We start from the raw sequence: 19,290 nt of genomic DNA on the forward strand, positions 1-19,290 counted from the left end.
AGGGTGTGAACGATGTCCCGACTCACCGGTGAAGCATCAACTGGGAACGATGTCCCGACTCATGTGAGAACTATGTCGTGAAACTAGACACCCCCATCTCCACTTTTGTGAAAAGCCCCGGTCTTCGGACCGGGGCTTTTGTGTGCCCCGGCCACGCTCCGCTTTCGACGCGCATATTGGTCGTCGACACGGGGGTGCGCTGACGTACCCCGTATATGGGGTGCGAATCCGCACATCCGCGTCGACAGCGGTTTTGCGCGTCGGAACCCCACCGGTTACGGCGTCAGAACATCGACGACACCGATGAAGCGCGTGCCAACACCTTCGAACTCGCTCCGGACGGCACCCGCGGGGCGTGGCGGCACTTCCTGCTTGGTGTGGTGTTCGCAGGCAACGAAGCTGAAATCCGGCCACCATTTCTTTGGCCGGGCTGCCTCCTCATAGCCGCAGACGGCGCACACCAGGTGTACCCACACGGGGCGTTTGCCGGTACGGTTGGCCCGCGACTGAACCAGCCATGGCGGCGGGTTGTCCAGCAGGGCAGCAAGTTCTTCCTCGGCCATCCACTTGGGCAGGCCGTGGCGCTGCGCCATTTCGAGGGGTATGTCCAGGGCAATTGCCGCGTCACGTCTGCTCATCATCACTGTCCACCATACGGGAGGGCACCAAATCGCCTACAGGCGCAGTCGAATCGTGGCAGTCAGCAGGCGCACAGCGGTCAGGTCACCAGTGCAGCTCCCGCAGCCGCCGCCGCAAATCCCAGCACCAGGTTGGTGGCCACGTTCATCGCACCCGCGCTAAACCGGGCCTCGCTAAACAGCCGCACGGTGGCGGTGGTCCAGGAGCTGAATGTCGTCAGCCCGCCGGCAAGGCCTGTTGCGGCGGCGGTTCGCCACTCGGGTGACATGGCCGCGCCCTCCGTGGCGGCATACGTCAGTCCGATCAGGAAGCACCCGGCCACATTGACCAGCAGGGTAGCCCACGGCCAGTGAAGCCGCCCGGATCCGCCGGGCCCACGGACGCTGCGGCGTGCGCTGTGGTGGGCAAACCAGCTGTCCACAGCGAACCGCAGCAGGGCGCCCGCCATCCCGAAAAGACCCACCAGCAGCGCCGTCATGGCACAACTTCCGCAGGACGCGCCATCATCCGGCCCACGCGCCAGCCGGCGCCCGCGGCGGCGAGGCCGAACGCCAGCGACAGCGCCAGGTACAGCAGCCACGCCCGGTGTTCACCGGCCCGCAGCAGCTGGTCGGTGGAGAACATGACGGCGGAAAACGTGGTGAAGGAGCCCAGCAGCCCGGGACCCAAGCCTGCGCGCAGCCAGAAGGCGGTCTGCGGCCGGGCAATCCAGATGGTGGTCAGCGAGGCGAGGACAAAGCTTCCTGCAACGTTAATAAGGAGTGTCGTCCACGGAATGGCGCCCGGCCCTTCAGGAAAAGCCAGTCCCAGGCCGTACCGGAGTTCCGTGCCGATGAAGCCGCCGGCAGCCACGGCCAGCCAGGCGCGCCACACGTCAGCCGTCACCCAGGAGGCAGCCGGGGTGCGGGTGGTCCGTGTGGACCCAGAGTGCTGAGGTGATCTCCTCGGCGAAGTCGTAGTCCCTGCTCCGGCCTGCATTGCGGATGCGCACCACCAGGGCGCCGCCGAACGGGCGACGGCCCACCACTTCAACTTCGTCGTCGAGGTCGATATGTTCCGCGGACAGATACCGAAGGAGGTCCGGGTTGTCGTCGCTGATCCTGGTGATCCTGCCGGTGTGCCCCTCATCGAGTTCGCCCATGAGGTGGGCCCGCGGCACCAAGACCTGACCGTCGGCTGAGGGGATCGGGTCACCGTGCGGGTCCCGCAGGGGATGGCCCAGCTTCGCTGAGACCCGTTCGATGAATGTGTCGGAGACTGCGTGCTCCAGCAGTTCAGCTTCGTCGTGGACTTCGTCCCAGCTGTAGCCGAGTTGCTGCACGAGGTAGGTCTCGATCAGCCGGTGCCGCCGCACCATGGCCAGCGCGAGCCGTAGCCCGGCATCAGTCAGGGTGATGGCGCTGTAGGGCTTATGGTCCACCAGGCCCTGGTCCTTGAGCTTGCGGACCATCTCGGATACCGAGGAATTTGCGACACCCAGACGCTGCGCAAGCTGCGAGGAAGTGATGGCCTTGTCCTGCCACTCCGTGAAGGAGTAGATGACCTTAACGTAGTCCTCGATGGAGGAGGAGGGCGCGCTGGTCTTCACAGCTCAAGCCTACCGGGTCCGGGGCGGCACAGCATGGTGGGTTCAAGCCTTCGCTGCGCGCCATGAGAGCGTCAGGTACGGCAGCTTCAGGTCAAGCCCGGTTGCGTGGCCCAGATGGTCATGCAGGTACCAGTCCAGGTTGGCCAGCACCTTGGCGCGGGTTGCCTCGCCTGCCCGAAGGTAATAGCTGCGTGATTTGGCCAGCTCCATCAGGTCCTCGGTGGTTACGGTGTCCTGCCAGTGCGTGAGATGCCCCTCGAGCCCTGTGAATTCCGGTCCAACCACCGGCCGGAAATCAGGTTTGTAGACATCGCCGGCGTGCATGATCCGGGACAGGCGGTGCACCCACGGCACCGACGTGTCCAACTGGTTCCACACGAGTCCCAGGGTGCCGCCGGGCCGCAGCACGCGCGCCAGTTCGGTGCTTGCCGCGAGCGGATCGCACCAGTGCCATGCCTGGGCCACAGTGACGACGTCGAACGCCGCTTCAGGAAGGCCGGTCGCCTCCGCAGTCCCCGCCACAGCCGTGGCAGCAGGGCAGTGGAGCTGCAGTTGGGCCAGCATGTCCGCGGACGGATCGATGGCCGTCACCTTGAGGCCACGGTCCAGGAGCAGCGCGGTGAACTTTCCGGTCCCTGCGCCTACGTCCAGCGCATCCCTTGCTCCGGGAGGGACCAGCCAATCGGCGGAGTCCTGCGGATACCCGGGCCGCACGCGCTGGTAGTGGCTGCCGCCGGAGCGGAAGCTGCTGCCCAGCTCCCGGCGCCGCCCGTGATCCATCTTGGGGCCACCCCGAACCACGTGCGGCCTCCTTCAGTCCATGCCTTGCGGGTTCTTTCGAATTTACAGTATGGACCGGTGGCTCAGCGCCTTGGGTGCCGGTGCCCTCAGCTGTCGGTGCAGGGAGCCGCGCCGGCGGTGCCGGGGGTGTTCGGCGCCCAGTGCGGGTAGGTCCGGGTGTCGTTCGCCGGCACCCAGCGGCCGGCGTCCACCACGTAGTCCCAGCCCAGCCCGGTGGTCTTGAGTGCTTCGATTCCCGCCAGCAGGCGCTGCGCGTCCTCCAGCCGGGAACCCACGCCGAAGCTGGCCCGCAGCGACCCCGACGGCAGTCCCAGCCGCTTGAGCAGCGGGTGGGCGCAGAACCGGCCGTCGCGCAGGCCCACGCCGTGCTCGGCGGACAGGTAGGCCGCCACGAGTCCGGCGTCGTAGCCCTCCACCGAGAAGTTCACCACGCCGATGGTGTCCGTTTCCGGGTTGGTGTCCTTGAAGATCTGGTGCACCGTCACGCCGCTGATCTGCTGGAGGCCCTCCACCAGGAAAGACCGGACGGCTGACTCATGGGCGTGCCAGCGCTCCTGGTCCAGCCCGGCGATGACCTGGGTGGCGCGCGCGAGGGTGGCGGCTCCGAGGACGTTAGGCGAGCCACCCTCATGGCGGGCCGGTCCGGTGGCCCAGCGGACGCCGTCGAGCCGTGCTTCCTTGACGGCGCCGCCGCCGGCAAGGTGCGGGACGCCCGCGTCCAGCCAATCGGGACGGCCTACCAGCACCCCAGCGCCGAAGGGCGCGTAGAGCTTGTGCCCCGAGAAGGCGAGGTAGTCGACGTCGTCTGCTGTGATGTCAATCCGACGGTGCGGTGCGAGCTGGGCGGCATCAACCACGATCCTGGCGCCATACTGGTGGGCGAGTGCCGCAAGGGCGCGCACCGGCAGGATTTCCCCGGTGACATTGGACGCTCCGGTGACTGCCAGCAGGATAACGCCACCTTGCTCCAGCTCGGCGCGGACTGCGTCCAGGGTGTCGGCGATGGTGTCCGCTGCCACGATGCTTCGGTGCGGGACGCCCTGCCACGGCAGCAGGTTGGCGTGGTGCTCGATATCCAGGTACAGGACATCGCCGGCCGGGCGGCCGTCGGCTACGGGCAGGCAGCCGGCCAGCAGGTTGAGCGAATCCGTGGTGTTGCGGGTGAAAATGACGGAATCGTCCGGCCGTCCGCCCACGAAGTCGCGGACGATGTCCCGGGCGTTTTCGTACACGGACGTACTGATCTGGGACGCGTAGCCGGCGCCGCGGTGCACGCTGGCGTAATACGGCAGGATTTCGTTCAGGTAGGCCGACACCACCGAAAGCGCGGGGGCGGAGGCGCCATAGTCCAGGTTGGCATAGCGGACGTGACCGCCGGTGATCAGGGGCGCCTGGATTTCCGCGCCGGTGACGGCAGCCAGCGGACGGGCTGCGGCGGCGGCAATGGAATCGGCAGGCGGGGCCGCAACGGCGGGGGCGACAGTGGCAGTTGTCACAGAGACCTCACTGGGAAAGGACTCCACAAACAGGGAATCCGCGCTTGCCGCATCCGCTCCGGACCGGCCTGGTCGTCACCCGGGGCACCCCACCGCGAATGGAGGGTTGCCGGCCAGCAAACCGGGGTTTAGCGCTGGCACTCGTGACCTGATTAAGAGCGTAGGACATTCCAGCGGGCAAGGCTGAAGCGGAGCGAAATGTTAAGGCCTTTGTTACGCCCAGCTGCCAAAGGCGTGTTTCGGCGAAGATTACGACGACGGACGACTCCGTTCGCGGCGCCCGTCGTCGTAATCTTCGGTCCGGAGAGTCCGGCGGCCTACAGGAGGTCGTCCAGGTAGGGGTTGAGCCGGTGCAGTACTTCGGTGTGCAGGATGGAGTTGGTGGCCAGGGCATTCCCGCCGAAGGGCCCGTCCTGGCCTTCCAGTGAGGTGAAGCGGCCACCGGCTTCCACCACGATGGGCACCAGCGCGGCCATGTCATAAAGGTTCAGTTCCGGCTCGCAGGCAATGTCCACGGAACCCTCCGCCACCATGCAGTACGACCAGAAGTCCCCGAAGGCCCGGGTGCGCCAGACGTCCTCGGTCAGGCCCAGGAACTCGTCGAGGTTGCCCCGCTCCTTCCAGCCGCCCAGGCTCGAGTAGGACAGCGACGCGTCCGCCAGATTGGAGACGTTGGAGACCCGGAGCCGGCTTGCTGCCGCCAGGGACCGGCCGGTGTAGGAACCCATGCCCTTGGCACCCCACCAGCGCTTGCCCAGGGCGGGAGCGCTCACCACACCAACCACCGGTTCACCCTCGTCCACGAGGGCGATGAGGGTGGCCCAGACCGGCACGCCGCGGACAAAGTTCTTCGTCCCGTCGATGGGGTCGATGATCCACCGGCGCGAACCATGGCCGGTGCTGCCGAATTCCTCGCCGAGCACGGCGTCGCGTGGCCGGGAACGGGAGAGCTGGCCGCGGATGGCCTCCTCGGCGGCCTTGTCCGCGTCGGTGACCGGCGTTAGGTCCGGCTTGGTCTCCACATGGAGATCGAGGGCCTTGAAGCGGCTCATGGTCTGGTCATCCACGGAGTCGGCCAGGACATGGGCCAGGCGCAGGTCATCGTTATAGCTCGAAGCGGGTTGGATCATAGTTCCAAACTACCGTCTGCGCGCGGATCTGCTGGGAGATCGGGTGTCAGGTGACGCTTCCGAGTTCCTTGGCTTCCTGCGCCTCGTTGCGCGGATCCGCACCGAGCAGACGGCGCAGGGATGCCAGCCGGGCGGGCCCGGTGGGTCCTGCGTGCCCGTCGTTGACCCACGCATCGAGCCCGCAGTCCACGGCGGCGGCGGTGTGCTTGCAGCCCCGCTCGCAGTCCTCGATCCCGGGGGAGAGATCCGGAAAGGAACGCAGGATCCGGTCGGGGTCCACGTGGGCGAGCCCGAACGAGCGGATGCCGGGGGTGTCAATGATCCAGCTGCCAGGGGGAGCCTCTGCAAGCCGGAGGGCCAGCGCGGACGAGGAGGTGTGGCGGCCGCGGCCCGTGACCGCATTGACGCCGCCCGTCGCGCGTTCCGCCCCGGTCAGGGCGTTGACCATGGTGGACTTGCCCACGCCGGAATGGCCCAGCATCACGGTGACCTTGCCGTCCAGATGGGCCCGCAGCCGGGCGACGGCGCCGCTGTCCAGCCGGGCGGATAGGCCGTCGTCGGAGCGGGCGTCGATTCCCGAGGCGCGGTCGTCGGCCGTCCGGCTGATGATGACGGGGAACTCAAGGTGCGTGTAGTTCGAAAGGAGCTCCGCAGGATCCCTGACGTCCGCTTTGGTAACCAGCAGGATCGGCTCGATGCCGGCGTCGTACGCTGCCACCAGGGCGCGGTCGATGAACCCGGTGCGCGGCTCCGGGTTGGCCGCGGCGACAACGATGACCAGCTGGTCCGCGTTGGCCACCACTGCGCGCTCAATAGGGTCGGTGTCGTCGGCGCTGCGGCGCAGCAGGGTGCGGCGGTCCTGGATCTTCACCAGGCGCGCCAGCGTATCGGGCTCGCCGGAAACGTCACCCACCAGCGAAACGAAGTCGCCGGCAACCACCGGGGAGCGCCGCAGTTCACGCGCCCGGGCCGCGACGACCACGCGCTCGGACGGGGAATCCTCGTCCACAACGGCCGTATAGCGACCCCGGTCCACCGTGATGATGCGCCCCGTGACAGCGTCGTCGTGGCTGGGCCGGTCCTTGGTGCGCGGCCGGGAGCCTTTCTTGCTGGGCCGGATGCGGACATCCGACTCATCCCAGGAGTCAGTGCTCCGAGCCACTGCCCGAACCCTCCGCCCCTTGCGCGAGCATCTCGGACCAGAGCCTGGGGAAGTCCGGCATCGTCTTGCCAGTGGTGGCGATATCCTCCACCTCAACTCCGTGGACGGCAAGGCCCAGGATGGCGCCCGCGGTGGCCATCCGGTGGTCCGCATAAGTGTGCACGACGCCGGCGCGCAGCGGAGCGGGGCGGATCATCAGCCCGTCGCTGGTCTCCTCGGCGTCGCCGCCCAGCCGGTTGATTTCAGTAACGAGCGCGGCGAGCCGGTCCGTTTCGTGGCCGCGCAGGTGCGCGATACCGCTCAGCCGGGATGGCCCGGAGGCAAGGGCGCACAACGCCGCCACGGTGGGGGCCAGTTCGCTGGTGTCGGCAAAATCGCCGCCCTTGATCTCCGGACCGCCGGTGACCGTCAGCGTGCCGTCGCGGAGGGTGACGTCCGCCCCCAGCTCAGCGAGGATGCTGCGCCACAGGTCGCCCACCTGTTGCGTCTGTTCGGGCCAGTCCGGGATCCGCACGGTTCCGCCCGTGGCCAGGGCCGCGGCCAGGAACGGCCCCGCGTTGGAAAGGTCCTGCTCGATCCGCTGGTCGAAGGCGCGGATGGGCCCGGGTTGCACCACCCAGTGGTTGGGCTTGGAATCATCCACCTGCACTCCGGCGCCGCGGAGAACGGCGACGGTCATGTTGATGTGGTCCAGGCTCGGAACCGTGGCGCCGGCGTGTTCCAGATGCAGTCCCTCGGTGAAACGGGCGCCCACCAGCAGCAGGGCGGAAACAAACTGGGAGGACGCGCTGGCGTCGATCACGAGGTGCCCGCCGCGGACTTCCCCGGTGCCTTCCACCACGAACGGAAGGGACGACGGCGTGCCCCCGCCTTCTGCGGTAACCGCCACGCCCAGCCCCAACAGGGCCTCGATGATCGTTCCCATGGGCCGCTTGCGCGCGTGGGGATCGCCGTCAAACACGCTGGTGCCGTTCCGGAGCGCTGCGAGCGGCGGGACGAACCGCATCACCGTGCCGGCCAGGCCGCAGTCGATGGCCGCGTCCGCAGCCGGCGCGCCGGCACGGGCCGGAATGACCTCGAGGTCCGGCCCGAATGCCCCATCACCCGGAACCTCGGTGATGGTGGCCCCCAGCTGGCGCAGGGCGTCGATCATCAGGGCCGAATCCCTGGAATGCAGGGGTGCGCGCAGGCGGGACGGGCCGTCAGCCAGTGCGGCAAGCACCAGATACCGGTTGGTCAGCGACTTGGAGCCAGGGACCTGGACGGTGGCGTTGACAGGCCGCGATGCGAACGGTGCGGGCCAGTGGGGGAGTGCTCCGGTGCCGGCCGGTGCTGCGGGTGCTGCGGTCATTCGGCTTTATGCCCCCGTGGCGTGCCCGACGGCACGGCGAACGGCTTTGTCGGCCTTGTGGATCTTTTTGTTGGTTGTCCTGCGTGCATCCGCGGCGAGGTGCTCCGCGCGCCATGCCAGCCCGGGCTTGCCCGCGGTGTCCACTGAAGCCAGCAGCGCGCCGCCGCTGAGCGAGAGATTCTTCAGGAGCTGGGTGCGCCGGTGCTCGCGGCCCTCCTTGCTGCTGATGTCGGCGCTGCGCCATTCCACGAAGGTGTTCAGGAGCGATACCACCGTCAGCACGCCGGCGGAGAGGCGGGAGAACTTCCCCAGCCCAAACAGGATGCCCGCGCCAACCTGGGTGCCGCCAATGACGCGGGCCAGGGCCTTCTCATCAGCCTGGAAGGGCAGGGCAGCGGCGGCCTTGCGGAGCAGCGGAGAGAGCTGCTGGGCGGTGTCGTCGGAATTCTTGAGCTTGTCCATTCCGGCCAGGACAAAACTGGAGGCCAGCATGGGCCGTGCAAGCGTGCGGATAACGGACATGGATTTCCTCCTGGATGGACGAGCCGCATCGGAGCGGGGGAGTCCGTTCTAGTCTTGCACTTTTGGGGAATATTTGCCCAAGGCGCGGGGTTACGTAAAGCAGGTCCGCATCCGCAGGGCCGCACAAAAGCACGGACACATTCCAGGCAGCAACTGCCGGCGCCCGCACGCGTTCGCGCGCACGCGCTGGCGGCCGCAGCCTGCGGTGGAAGACAGGAACGGGGTGGCCTTGGGAAGCGTAACGGATTTCGTCTCCGCGCCAGGTCCGGTGGAGACGGACGCATTGCTGTCCGATCCGCCGGAGTATGGCACGCCGGCGGGGCGCGCCCTGACAGTAGACTTGAGGGCAATGAGCACCCTGGATCCGGCCGTTCCGGCCACCTACGAGGAATCCTCCGTCCCGGCCAGCGCCGCGGCGGGGCCAGCTGTGGCCGCCACGGAAGAGCTGGTGGACGTCGCCGCGGAGTCAGCTGAAGAACGGCGGGCCCGGTTCGAGCGGGATGCCATGCAGTACGTGGACCAGCTGTACTCAGCCGCCATGCGGATGGCCCGGAACCCGTCGGACGCCGAGGACCTGGTGCAGGAGGCTTATACCAAGGCATTTTCGGCGTTCCACCAGTACAAGCCCGGGACAAACCTCAAGGCCTGGCTGTACCGGATCCTCACGAACACCTACATCAATCTTTACCGGAAGCGCCAGCGCGAGCCGCTGCAGTCGAACTCGGACACCATCGAGGACTGGCAGCTGGCGCGGGCGGAGTCCCACACCTCCAGCGGCCTCAGGTCCGCGGAAGCCGAGGCTCTGGACCACCTTCCGGATTCGGACGTGAAGCGTGCGCTGCAGGAGATTCCGGAGGAGTTCCGGCTTGCCGTGTACTTCGCGGATGTCGAGGGATTTGCGTACAAGGAAATTTCCGACATCATGAACACCCCCATCGGTACGGTGATGTCCCGGCTCCACCGCGGCCGGAAAATGTTGCGGGACATGCTCGCGGAATACGCCGCCGAGCGCGGATTTACGGCCGCCGCCGATCCAAAGGACGCGGCAGGAAGCACACAACAGGAGAGCGGAAAATGAGCGACTGCCAGGGATTGGGCGATTGCGACGACACCAGGATGCAGCGGATCTACGAGTACCTCGACGGCGCACTCACCCGGGAGGACCTCACGGAGATCAAGACGCACCTCGACGAGTGCCCGGAGTGCAGTGAGCAGTACGACCTCGAATGCGTCATCCGCAAAGTGGTCAAGCGTTCCTGCACGGAGGCCGCACCGGAGAACCTGAAGAACGCGATCCTTGACCGGATCCACTCCATCCGGTCGGTCGGCGCATAGCTGCCGGGGCGGCTGCCCGTCCCCGGGTGCACAAGCCCCGGACACAGAAAGGACCCCGGAAACCGAGAGGTTTCCGGGGTCCTTTGCTGTAACCAAGTTACCTGGCGTGTGCCTAGGTGTTGGGGCGCTTCCCGTGGTTCGCGCCGCCACGCTTACGGTCACGACGCTTGCGTGCACGCTTGCTCATAGCTGGCCTCCTTAATGTTGGTACTCAAAAGAGCTGCCCTCAAGTCTCCCACATCCGCAGGGTGCCCGCGAACCGGAACCGCAGGTACGGCTACGCATCCAGTGCGGTGCGGATGGCGGCGCCGGCCTGGTCCAGGACCGTCCGCAGCGTTTCAAGGGCGGCCGGGCTGAGGGGCCGGTCCCGGGAGCGAAGCCGCAGTTCAGCGCGGATTCCGTCGCGGAAGTCCTGCAGCAGGGCCTCGGCATCCTTCAGTGGCCGAGCAGCCTGCGGGGGCATGCGGCCACCGGGCATGCGCATATCAGCCGACTGGGCGGCGGAGTGGGCTGCAAGCCTGGCCGCCTCGGCCGTGGCCACGAGGTCCGCCCGCAGGCCGCGCATGTTGCTGCGGATGTCTTCGCGCAGGGTGTCGGCCAACCGCCGCACCGACGCGGAGATGTCGTTTTCGACGGCGGCCAGCTCGTCGCGCCGGCGCTCCAGTTCAGCCAGACCGGCAGCGGTTATGCGGTAGTTCGTCCGGCGGCCCGCGGCTTCAGTGGCCACCAGGCCCTCTGCCTCCAGCTTGCCCAGGCGCGGGTAGATGGTCCCCGCACTCGGGGAGTAAGTGCCGCCAAAACGCTCCTTGAGTGCCTTGATCAGCTCGTATCCATGTTTGGGACCCGACTCAAGCAGGGCCAGGAGATAAAGGCGGAGTGCTCCGTGCGCGAACACGGGAGGCATCAGCGGCCTGCTTCCGCGTCTTCCGGCGCGGGTCGATGAAATACGGACGTTGCACCGGAAACCGAGTTGGTCCGCAGCAGCATCAGCTGCCGGTCCGGGCCCGCGATGGTCTCCACCGTTCCCGCGAGGTGCGGGAAGCGCTGGTTGTCGATGACCACCGCGCCGCTGGCCGATTTGGCGATAACGTCCACGCCGACGTCGTGCGGCAACCGGATGGTGAGGTCTCCCGAAACCGAGTTCGCCCCGAAATCATGCGCGTGGCCGTACAGATCGAAGCTGAGCCCGCCGCTGACGGTGTTGGCCCTGACATTCGTCAGCTCCCCGGAAACGGTCACTTCACCGGAGACGTTCTTTGCGGTCAGTACGCCGGTATGGTTGCGGGCCGCTACCTCGCCGCTGACGGTGTTGACATCGAGCTGGCCCGTGGTGCCGTCCGCCACCACCGAACCGGAAACCGTGTTCAGGCGGGTGTGGCCGGTCGTTCCGGAAACCAGGCCCTCGCCGCTGACGATGGCCGCCTCGACGTCCACACCGGCGGGGAGGGCAATGCTGATGACGGCGGAGTTCTCGCTGTTGTGGCCGACCGCCCCCATCAGGTTCTTAAGCCATCCCTGCGCACCGTGCAGCTGGTGCCGGATTTCCAGCCGGCCACCGGTTACAGAGACAGCCACGGGGTCGCCCTGGACGTCCGAGACCTCCACCCGGGCCACCGGGTCCTCGTGTGTGACCACATCAAACCGGCCGCGGACCATACCCAGCTTCAGGGACGAAACACCGTCCACATCGATGGTCTGCGGGCTAGTGATGCTCCACTGCTGATCGGACACGTCTCCTCCAAAGGCGATATATCGTGTTGGGCTTCCAACGGTACCCCCGGGCGGTCCGGCAATCAAGATATATCGCGAAGGGTGCTACTCCGGGGCGTCCATGCCCAGCCACTGGAACCAGCCGCGGTGCAGGACCAGCCAGGCCATGAGCCCGTAACCCGCCTGGCCGGGCGCCCCGCCGTTGGCTGCCAGGTCCTGGCGCCACTGTTCATGGTTCAGCAGGGGAGAGAAGGTATCGACGTAGAGATGCTTCCGGCGGGTGGTGACGTCCGCGAAGGCCGTATTAAGCTCATCCAGCCTCCGGTTGCGCACCGGGTCGAGCGTGGGCGGCGGGCCTACGACGAAGACCTCTATGCGGTTCTGCGAGGCTGAGTCGAGGATATTGGCGAGGTTGAGCCGGCTCCGTGCGGTGGAGAGACCGAACTCGATGTCGCGTCCGGAGAGGCCTATGACCAACCGGTTCTCCGCCTGGTCGCTGAACCGCCGGCCCGCTTCGTCAAGCCAGCGGCTGGCCAGGCCCTCGGTGCCTTCCTCGGGGCAGGCCAGCGCGTAGCTTTCCACCGCTGTGCCGTCCTGGGGAGTGCGGGCCAGCACGCGCCCGAACCAGCCGAGCGCGCGCGGGTCTCCCATTCCGGCCAGCAGTTCATCTCCTACGGCTGCAATGCGCAGCTTCCTGTCTTCCACACGTACCTCTTCACTTCCGGGGCCTGACCGGTGTTGTCCATTAAACGGCAACTGCCCGGCCGGAGTCTGATGGGTCGACGTCCGGCCGGGCAGCCTTGGTGCTTACTTGCGTGCGAATGCCTGCTTCAGCAGGACGTCCTGCTCAGCGGCGTGCCGCTTCATCGAGCCGGCAGCCGTGGAGGCCGAAGCGGGGCGCGAAACCAGGCGGATCCTGCGGTCGAGGGCGTCCGGCAGGTTGAGGCCGATGAACGGCCACGGGCCCTGGTTGGCAGGCTCATCCTGTGCCCAGACGACCTCGGCGTTCGGGTACTTAGCCAGTTCCGCGGCGATTTCCTCGTGCGGCAGCGGGTAGAGCTGCTCGACGCGGATGATTGCCGTGGTGGTGTCGCCCGTCTTCTGACGGGTGGACAGCAGGTCGTAGTACAGGCGGCCGGAGACCAGCAGGACACGTTCGACGGCGTTCGCCGCCAGCTGCTCGTGCTCAGCGATGACGGGGCGGAAGGCGCCGCTGGTGAAGTCCTCCACGGAGGACGCTGCAGCCTTCAGACGCAAAAGCTGCTTGGGCGTGAAGATGATCAGCGGCTTTCGCGGGCGACTGTAGGCCTGGCGGCGCAGCAGGTGGAAGTGCGAGGCCGCCGTCGTGGGATTGGCCACGATCATGTTCTCCTCGGCGCACAGCTGGAGGAAACGCTCAATGCGTGCTGAGGAGTGGTCCGGGCCCTGGCCCTCATAGCCGTGGGGCAGCATGAGTACCAGCGACGAACGCTGACCCCATTTCTGTTCCGCGGAGGAGATGAACTCATCGATGATGGTCTGTGCACCGTTGACGAAGTCGCCGAACTGGGCCTCCCAGAGGACCAGCGCGTCGGGACGCTCCACGGAGTAGCCGTATTCGAAGCCCATGGCGGCGTATTCGGACAGCAGGGAGTCGTAGATCCACAGCTTGGCCTGGTCGTCGGAGAGGTTGCCCAAGGGCAGCCATTCCTTGCCGGTCGCGCGATCGTGGAACACGGCGTGGCGCTGCACGAAGGTGCCGCGGCGGGAGTCCTGGCCGGCGAGCCGGACAGGGACGCCTTCCATGATCAGCGAGCCGAATGCGGCGATTTCGCCGAAGCCCCAGTCGATGCCGCCTTCGCGGGACATCTGCTCGCGCTTCTCCAGCAATTGCTTGAGCTTGGCGTGGACGGTGAAGCCTTCGGGGACCTCGACGTGCGCCTTACCGATCCGGGCAAGGGTTTCCGCGGAGATGGCCGTCGAGGCAGGGGCGTTCACGCTCGAATCGGACTGCTGTGCCATGGGGCGCTCGATGTCCGACACCGCGGCGGAGTCGGCCGTGATGATCGGGATCGGAGATGTCTGTGCCGCGTGGGTTTCGGCGAACACCCGCTCCAAGCGCTCCTGGTAGTCGCGGAGCAGCTGCTCTGCTTCTTCCTCGGTGATGTCGCCGCGGCCGATCAGCGATTCGGTGTACAGCTTGCGCACCGAACGCTTGGCCTCGATGAGGTTGTACATCAGCGGTTGGGTCATCGAGGGGTCGTCGCCCTCGTTGTGGCCGCGGCGGCGGTAGCAGACCATGTCGATGACGACGTCCTTGTGGAACCGCTGGCGGAACTCATAGGCGAGCTGGCCGATGCGTACCACGGCCTCGGGATCGTCACCGTTCACGTGGAACACCGGCGCCTGGATCATCTTCGCAACGTCGGTGGAGTACGTGGAGGACCGCGACGAGGAGGGAGCCGTGGTGAAGCCCACCTGGTTGTTGACCACGATATGGATCGTGCCGCCGGTGCGGTAGCCGCGCAGCTGGGACAGGTTCAGTGTTTCGGCAACTACGCCCTGGCCGGCGAAAGCTGCGTCGCCGTGCACCATGATGGGCAGCACGGGGAAGGTCTCGCCCTGGTCCAGGCGGTCTTGCTTGGCGCGGACGATGCCTTCGAGGACCGGGTCCACGGCTTCAAGGTGGGACGGGTTGGCGGCGAGGTAGACCTTGGTCTCCTTGCCGTTGTCCGAGGTGAAGGTGCCTTCGGTGCCCAGGTGGTACTTGACGTCACCGGAGCCTTGGACCGAGCGCGGATCCTGCGTGCCCTCAAATTCGCGGAAGACCTGGGCGTAGGTTTTGCCGGCGATGTTGGTCAGCACGTTGAGGCGGCCGCGGTGTGCCATGCCGATGGCAACCTCGTCGAGGCCGTCGTCGGCGGCATCGGACATGATTGCGTCCAGCAGCGGGATCAGCGACTCGCCGCCCTCGAGGGAGAAACGCTTCTGGCCCACGAACTTGGTCTGCAGGAAGGTCTCGAAGGCCTCCGCGGCGTTCAGCTTGGAGACGATCCTGAGCTGCTCTTCGCGGCTGGGCTTGGAGTAGGGGTGCTCAAGCTGGTCCTGGAACCACTTGCGTTCGGCGGGCTCCTGGATGTGCATGTACTCGATGCCGGTGGTACGGCAGTAGGCGTCGCGGAGAACGCCCAGGATGTCGCGGAACTTCAGGCTCGGTTTGCCGCCGAAGCCGCCCGTGGGCCATTCGCGGTCCAGGTCCCAGAGCGTCAGGCCATAGGTGAGGACATCGAGGTCCGGGTGCTTGCGCTGGACGTACTCCAGGGGGTCCGTGTCCGCCATGAGGTGGCCGCGGACGCGGTAGGAGTGGATGAGCTGCTGGATCCGGGCAACCTTGTTGATCTCGTCTGCCGGGTCAACCTGCTTGTCGGCGCTCCAGCGTACGGGCTCGTACGGAATCCGGAGGGACTCGAAGATCTCGTCGTAGAAGTTCTGCGCGCCGAGCAGCAGCGAGTGGACCAGCTTCAGGAACTCGCCGCTGCCGGCGCCCTGAATGACGCGGTGGTCGTAGGTGGACGTGAGCGTGAGGACCTTGCTGATGGCGTTCTGCGCAATGATCTTCTCGCTGGCGCCTTGGAATTCTGCCGGGTAGTCGAGTGCGCCCACGCCGATGATGGCGGCCTGGCCCTTGGAAAGGCGGGGCACCGAGTGCACCGTGCCGATGCCGCCCGGGTTGGTCAGCGACACGGTGGTGCCCTGATGGTCTTCCGCTGTGAGCTTGCCGTTGCGGGCGCGCTTGATCAGGTCCTCGTAGGTGTGCCAGAACTCCGAGAAGTTCAGGGTTTCGGCCTTCTTGATGTTCGGAACCATGAGGAGGCGGGTGCCGTCGGGCTTGGGCATGTCGATCGCGATGCCGAAGTTGACGTGTGCCGGCTGAACGGCGACGGGCTTGCCGTCCACTTCGTTGTAGTAGACGTTCATGGACGGGAACTGGGAGAGTGCCCGGATCACGGCATAGCCGATCAGGTGGGTGAAGGAGACCTTGCCGCCGCGTGCACGGGCCAGGTTGGAGTTGATGACCACGCGGTTGTCGATCAGCAGCTTCGCGGGAATGGCCCGGACGCTGGTGGCCGTGGGTACTTCGAGGCTGGTCACCATGTTGCTGGCAATGGCCTTGGCGGGACCGCGGAGGACGGAGACGACGTCCTCTTCGGGCGCCGTGGGGGCCTTGACGTTCTTGGGCAGCTGCGCCGGAATCGGGGGAGTGCCGCCGCCTGCTTCCGTCTTCTTGGAGCCGTCGCGGGCGACGGTGGCCGGTGCCTTCTTCGCGGGGGCTGCTGCCGGCGCCGGTGCCGGGACAGGTGCGGAGGCGGGTGCGGCAGGAGCTGCGGCCGGCGACGCTGCCGGAGCCGCAGGAGCTGCCTTGACAACCGGAATCTGCGTGGTGGGAGGGTTGGCCGCGTTCCCCGAATTTCCGTTGGAAGAAGAACGGCTGCCCGAGTCAAAGGATTCAAACAGCGGCCACCACTTGGCGTCTACTGCGTTTTTGTCCTTCTGGTACTGCTCGTACAGTTCGTCAACGAGCCACTCGTTTCCGCCAAATTCCTCTGGTAGACGGTGGCTAGGCTGCTCTGGCACTTGAAATACGCCTCTTCCATGAGTTTGATTTCTCTCCGGCCCACGGTGCTTGAGTACTCCGTTCGAACCAGTCTCTGCGTCCTCTGAACCCAGACCTTGCAAGTCTAGTGAGCATCACGCGTTAACTGCCAATAAGCGTGACCCAAATCATGAAGTGACGTCCGGTGTCCCGGAACCGGTGCTCTCCATAAGGGCGCCGCGGCCATTTAACGGCCCCGCCGCGGCAGGGCCGGCGTGGCCACGGGCTCCTGTAAACTGTGAGCCTTATGGACAGTAAATCCAGGTGCCGGCCTGGGGGCTGCAAGCGGAGGTCTGCCACGACCGCTGCGCAGTCCACCCGCCGAGCCGGCAGACCCCGAACAAATGCCCATTACCAGCCCGAGCCGGGCCCTGCCGCGCCCCGTACCGAAAGAGGGGCGGCCTCAGCCGACCACCCTCCGCCGGAACGGGCCACCTACAGACGAACCGGCCCGATTCCCGAAACGCCCCCTCCTGCAGGTCCCGCCGCTTTCCGTCAGGCGGGATGCTGAGTGGAATGGCTCCTTCTGGCCGCCGGCCTGCTCCTCATCGCCGGCACAGGATTCTTCGTGGCGGTTGAATTCTCCCTTATTGCCCTGGACCAGCCCACGGTCCAGCGGGCGGTCGACGACGGCGATGCCGGTGCCGTCCCGCTCCTGAAGTGCCTCAAATCCCTGTCCACCCAGCTGTCCAGCTGCCAGCTGGGCATCACGCTCACCACGCTGCTCACCGGCTACGTCATGGAACCTTCGGTAGGCCGGCTGCTGGAAGCCCCGCTGGCCGCCGTCGGACTTCCCGACGCTGCCGTGTACTCCATCTCGCTGGTGCTGGCCATGGTCCTCGCCACCCTGCTCTCGATGCTCCTGGGCGAACTCGTTCCCAAGAACATGGCGATCGCATTGTCCTTCCAGGTGGGCAAGGCGCTGGCACGTCCGCAGCTGATGTTCACCGCGGTCTTCAAGCCCGCCATCGTGGTCCTGAACGGCTTTTCCAACAAGGTCCTCAACGCCTTCGGCCTGGAGGCCAAGGAAGAAATTTCCGGTGCCCGCACACCCGCCGAGCTTGCCTCGCTGGTGCGCCGCTCGGCTGCCATGGGAACGCTCGACGCCGGGACCGCCAATTTCGTGGCCCGCACCCTTGATTTCTCCACGCGGACGGCAGCGGACGTTATGACGCCCCGCATCCGGGTGGAAACCATCGATGCCGGCCAGCCGGTGTCGGATGTCCTGGACGCAGCACGCCGCACGGGATACTCCCGGTTCCCGGTGATCGGCGAGTCCGCGGACGACATCCGCGGACTGGTACACGTCAAAAAGGCGGTGGCCGTCCCCGCGGACCGCCGGCAGAAGCTTGAAGCCGGCGCCATCATGACCGAAGTGCTCCGTGTTCCGGAGACCATTCACCTGGACGCACTCCTGGCGGAACTGCGCGACGGCAACCTCCAGCTGGCGGTGGTGCTGGATGAGTACGGCGGAACGGCAGGCATCGCCACGCTTGAGGACCTGGTGGAGGAAATTGTGGGCGAGGTGGCGGACGAGCACGACAAGGTCCGACCGGGCCTGCTGCAGAGCGCCTCCGGGGACTGGTATTTCCCGGGACTGCTCCGTCCCGACGAGCTGTCTGAACAGATCCCGGGCCTGACGGTCCCGGACGAGTCCGCCTACGAAACGGTGGGCGGCTATGTCATGAGCCAACTCGGCAGGATCGCCGCCGTGGGCGACACCGTCCCGGTCGAAGGCGGGACCCTCAGCGTTACCCGGATGGACGGACGCCGGATCGACCGGATCTGCTTCCACCCTGTGTCACCTGAAGCGGAAAGTCACCACGAGACCCGCGGGAGCGGACAATGAGCGACTGGGCCGGAATCTTTTGGTTGGCTGTGCTGCTGTTGGGCAACGCCTTCTTTGTCGGTGCTGAGTTCGCGGTCATGTCTGCCCGGCGCAGCCAGATCGAACCGCTGGCGGAGGCCGGTTCGAAGCGGGCGCAGACGACGCTGCGGGCCATGGAAAACGTCTCGCTCATGTTGGCCTGCGCCCAGCTGGGTATCACAGTGTGTTCCCTGCTCATCCTGCTGGTGGCCGAACCTGCCATCCACCACCTCCTGGCCGTGCCGCTCGAGGCGCTGGGCATCCCCAAGGAATTCGCTGATGTGGCGGCTTTCGCAGTGGCGCTCATGGTGGTGACGTTCCTGCACGTGACGTTCGGCGAGATGGTTCCCAAGAACATCTCCGTCTCCATGGCGGACAAGGCCGCGCTGTTCCTTGCCCCGCCGCTGATGTTCGTGGCCCGGCTGGTCAACCCCGTCATCGCGACCCTGAACTGGTCGGCGAACCACATCCTCAAGCTGCTGCGCATCGAACCCAAGGACGAGGTGAACTCCTCGTTCACCCTGGAGGAAGTCCAGTCAATCGTCCAGGAGTCCACGCGGCACGGACTGGTGGATGACGATGCCGGCCTGATCACCGGTGCGCTTGAGTTCTCCGACTACAGTGCGGCGGACATCATGGTTCCGCTGGACAAGCTGGTGATGCTTAAATCGCCCACCACGCCGGTGGACTTCGAAAAGGCCGTCAGCCGGACAGGTTTTTCCCGCTTCCCCATGCTGGACGAGGACGACATGCTGTACGGATACCTTCACGTGAAGGATGTCCTCTCCATACCGGAATCCGCCTCCGGCTACCCCATCGCGGAGAGCCGCGTCCGTTCGCTGGCCAACCTGGCCCTGGACGACGAGATCGAGAAGGCCATGTCGGTTATGCAGCGCACCGGGTCCCACCTGGCCCGCGTTATCGGTCCGGACGGGAAAACGCAGGGCGTCCTCTTCCTGGAAGACGTCATCGAACAACTGGTGGGTGAGATCCGGGACGCCACCCAGGCCCGGGGAATCCGGCGCTTTGGGCAGGAAAACGGTGTGTGACCCTTTT

General features: G+C 66.4%; 19 protein-coding genes and 1 riboswitch. Of the genes, 4 read left to right on the forward strand and 15 right to left on the reverse strand.

Going from position 1 to position 19,290, the window contains the following annotated elements:
- Window positions 1-275: 275 nt before the first annotated feature.
- The 10 genes from ACIQC0_RS15130 to ACIQC0_RS15175 form a co-directional block, all read right to left on the reverse strand.
- Entirely contained in the window at window positions 276-641 is a 366-nt protein-coding gene (locus tag ACIQC0_RS15130) for a hypothetical protein (protein WP_377216980.1), read from the reverse strand.
- 77 nt (window positions 642-718) lie between these two features.
- Window positions 719-1,117: a fluoride efflux transporter FluC gene (locus tag ACIQC0_RS15135; protein ID WP_400536156.1), complete on the reverse strand. Its 399-nt coding sequence runs from the start codon at window positions 1,115-1,117 to the stop codon at window positions 719-721.
- Entirely contained in the window at window positions 1,114-1,524 is a 411-nt protein-coding gene (locus ACIQC0_RS15140) for a fluoride efflux transporter FluC (RefSeq protein WP_377216978.1), read from the reverse strand. Before ACIQC0_RS15140 ends, ACIQC0_RS15135 begins: the two co-directional genes overlap by 4 nt.
- Window positions 1,514-2,227 carry a metal-dependent transcriptional regulator gene (locus ACIQC0_RS15145; protein WP_377216977.1) on the reverse strand — a complete coding sequence of 238 codons (714 nt, stop codon included), beginning with the start codon at window positions 2,225-2,227 and terminating at the stop codon, window positions 1,514-1,516. Before ACIQC0_RS15145 ends, ACIQC0_RS15140 begins: the two co-directional genes overlap by 11 nt.
- A 42-nt stretch (window positions 2,228-2,269) precedes the next feature.
- On the reverse strand, window positions 2,270-3,028 hold the full coding sequence (locus ACIQC0_RS15150; RefSeq protein WP_377216976.1) for a class I SAM-dependent methyltransferase: 759 nt from the start codon (window positions 3,026-3,028) through the stop codon (window positions 2,270-2,272).
- Between the two features lie 86 nt (window positions 3,029-3,114).
- Window positions 3,115-4,524, reverse strand: coding sequence for an aminotransferase class V-fold PLP-dependent enzyme (locus tag ACIQC0_RS15155; RefSeq protein WP_400536160.1), 1,410 nt, complete (start codon window positions 4,522-4,524; stop codon window positions 3,115-3,117).
- A 35-nt stretch (window positions 4,525-4,559) separates the two neighbouring features.
- Window positions 4,560-4,673: riboswitch (SAM riboswitch) on the reverse strand.
- Between the two features lie 168 nt (window positions 4,674-4,841).
- Entirely contained in the window at window positions 4,842-5,654 is an 813-nt protein-coding gene (gene hisN / locus ACIQC0_RS15160) for a histidinol-phosphatase (RefSeq protein WP_377216974.1), read from the reverse strand.
- A gap of 46 nt (window positions 5,655-5,700) precedes the next feature.
- On the reverse strand, window positions 5,701-6,816 hold the full coding sequence (gene rsgA, locus ACIQC0_RS15165) for a ribosome small subunit-dependent GTPase A (protein WP_377216973.1): 1,116 nt from the start codon (window positions 6,814-6,816) through the stop codon (window positions 5,701-5,703).
- A complete protein-coding gene (gene aroA, locus ACIQC0_RS15170; protein WP_400536164.1) occupies window positions 6,800-8,167 on the reverse strand; it encodes a 3-phosphoshikimate 1-carboxyvinyltransferase in 1,368 nt (455 codons plus the stop codon). The genes rsgA and aroA overlap by 17 nt, the downstream gene beginning before the upstream one ends.
- Window positions 8,168-8,173: 6 nt before the next feature.
- Window positions 8,174-8,689, reverse strand: coding sequence for a DoxX family protein (locus tag ACIQC0_RS15175; protein ID WP_400536166.1), 516 nt, complete (start codon window positions 8,687-8,689; stop codon window positions 8,174-8,176).
- Between the two features lie 349 nt (window positions 8,690-9,038).
- Here ACIQC0_RS15175 and ACIQC0_RS15180 point away from each other — a divergent pair, with 349 nt between their 5' ends.
- A complete protein-coding gene (locus ACIQC0_RS15180) occupies window positions 9,039-9,767 on the forward strand; it encodes a sigma-70 family RNA polymerase sigma factor (protein WP_377216970.1) in 729 nt (242 codons plus the stop codon).
- Window positions 9,764-10,024 carry a mycothiol system anti-sigma-R factor gene (rsrA, locus tag ACIQC0_RS15185; RefSeq protein ID WP_377216969.1) on the forward strand — a complete coding sequence of 87 codons (261 nt, stop codon included), beginning with the start codon at window positions 9,764-9,766 and terminating at the stop codon, window positions 10,022-10,024. The genes ACIQC0_RS15180 and rsrA overlap by 4 nt, the downstream gene beginning before the upstream one ends.
- Before the next feature lie 112 nt (window positions 10,025-10,136).
- Here rsrA and ACIQC0_RS15190 read toward each other — a convergent pair whose 3' ends face one another.
- The 5 genes from ACIQC0_RS15190 to ACIQC0_RS15210 all read right to left on the reverse strand — a co-directional run bounded on the left by ACIQC0_RS15190 (window position 10,137) and on the right by ACIQC0_RS15210 (window position 16,348).
- On the reverse strand, window positions 10,137-10,211 hold the full coding sequence (locus tag ACIQC0_RS15190; RefSeq protein WP_369299106.1) for a 50S ribosomal protein bL37: 75 nt from the start codon (window positions 10,209-10,211) through the stop codon (window positions 10,137-10,139).
- A 90-nt stretch (window positions 10,212-10,301) separates the two neighbouring features.
- Window positions 10,302-10,928, reverse strand: a complete 627-nt coding sequence (locus tag ACIQC0_RS15195) for a PadR family transcriptional regulator (RefSeq protein WP_377216968.1) — start codon at window positions 10,926-10,928, stop codon at window positions 10,302-10,304.
- Complete coding sequence (locus tag ACIQC0_RS15200) at window positions 10,928-11,755, reverse strand: DUF4097 domain-containing protein (RefSeq protein WP_377216967.1); 828 nt, start codon at window positions 11,753-11,755, stop codon at window positions 10,928-10,930. The genes ACIQC0_RS15195 and ACIQC0_RS15200 overlap by 1 nt, the downstream gene beginning before the upstream one ends.
- An 84-nt stretch (window positions 11,756-11,839) precedes the next feature.
- Complete coding sequence (locus ACIQC0_RS15205) at window positions 11,840-12,439, reverse strand: GDSL-type esterase/lipase family protein (RefSeq protein ID WP_377216966.1); 600 nt, start codon at window positions 12,437-12,439, stop codon at window positions 11,840-11,842.
- A 102-nt stretch (window positions 12,440-12,541) separates the two neighbouring features.
- A complete protein-coding gene (locus tag ACIQC0_RS15210) occupies window positions 12,542-16,348 on the reverse strand; it encodes a multifunctional oxoglutarate decarboxylase/oxoglutarate dehydrogenase thiamine pyrophosphate-binding subunit/dihydrolipoyllysine-residue succinyltransferase subunit (protein ID WP_400536172.1) in 3,807 nt (1,268 codons plus the stop codon).
- A gap of 530 nt (window positions 16,349-16,878) precedes the next feature.
- On the opposite strand from ACIQC0_RS15210, the gene ACIQC0_RS15215 reads away from it, so the two are divergent.
- Both ACIQC0_RS15215 and ACIQC0_RS15220 read left to right on the forward strand, forming a co-directional pair.
- The gene (locus ACIQC0_RS15215) at window positions 16,879-18,216 is read left to right on the forward strand and encodes a hemolysin family protein (RefSeq protein WP_377216964.1); all 1,338 of its coding nucleotides are present in this window, start codon (window positions 16,879-16,881) and stop codon (window positions 18,214-18,216) included.
- The gene (locus ACIQC0_RS15220) at window positions 18,213-19,283 is read left to right on the forward strand and encodes a hemolysin family protein (protein WP_377216963.1); all 1,071 of its coding nucleotides are present in this window, start codon (window positions 18,213-18,215) and stop codon (window positions 19,281-19,283) included. Before ACIQC0_RS15215 ends, ACIQC0_RS15220 begins: the two co-directional genes overlap by 4 nt.
- The last annotated feature ends 7 nt before the right edge of the window (window positions 19,284-19,290 follow it).

Origin of the sequence: Pseudarthrobacter sp. NPDC092419, assembly GCF_044755045.1 — a bacterium.
In the GTDB taxonomy this organism is placed as follows: Bacteria; Actinomycetota; Actinomycetes; order Actinomycetales; family Micrococcaceae; genus Arthrobacter.

Bases quoted from the DNA above. Each gene is read 5' to 3' on its own strand.
- ACIQC0_RS15130 (WP_377216980.1), bottom strand. From the start codon at position 641: ATGATGAGCAGACGTGACGCGGCAATTGCCCTGGACATACCCCTCGAA.
- ACIQC0_RS15135 (WP_400536156.1), bottom strand. From the start codon at position 1,117: ATGACGGCGCTGCTGGTGGGTCTTTTCGGGATGGCGGGCGCCCTGCTG.
- hisN (WP_377216974.1), bottom strand. From the start codon at position 5,654: ATGATCCAACCCGCTTCGAGCTATAACGATGACCTGCGCCTGGCCCAT.
- aroA (WP_400536164.1), bottom strand. From the start codon at position 8,167: ATGACCGCAGCACCCGCAGCACCGGCCGGCACCGGAGCACTCCCCCAC.
- ACIQC0_RS15175 (WP_400536166.1), bottom strand. From the start codon at position 8,689: ATGTCCGTTATCCGCACGCTTGCACGGCCCATGCTGGCCTCCAGTTTT.
- ACIQC0_RS15180 (WP_377216970.1), top strand. From the start codon at position 9,039: ATGAGCACCCTGGATCCGGCCGTTCCGGCCACCTACGAGGAATCCTCC.
- rsrA (WP_377216969.1), top strand. From the start codon at position 9,764: ATGAGCGACTGCCAGGGATTGGGCGATTGCGACGACACCAGGATGCAG.
- ACIQC0_RS15195 (WP_377216968.1), bottom strand. From the start codon at position 10,928: ATGCCTCCCGTGTTCGCGCACGGAGCACTCCGCCTTTATCTCCTGGCC.
- ACIQC0_RS15220 (WP_377216963.1), top strand. From the start codon at position 18,213: ATGAGCGACTGGGCCGGAATCTTTTGGTTGGCTGTGCTGCTGTTGGGC.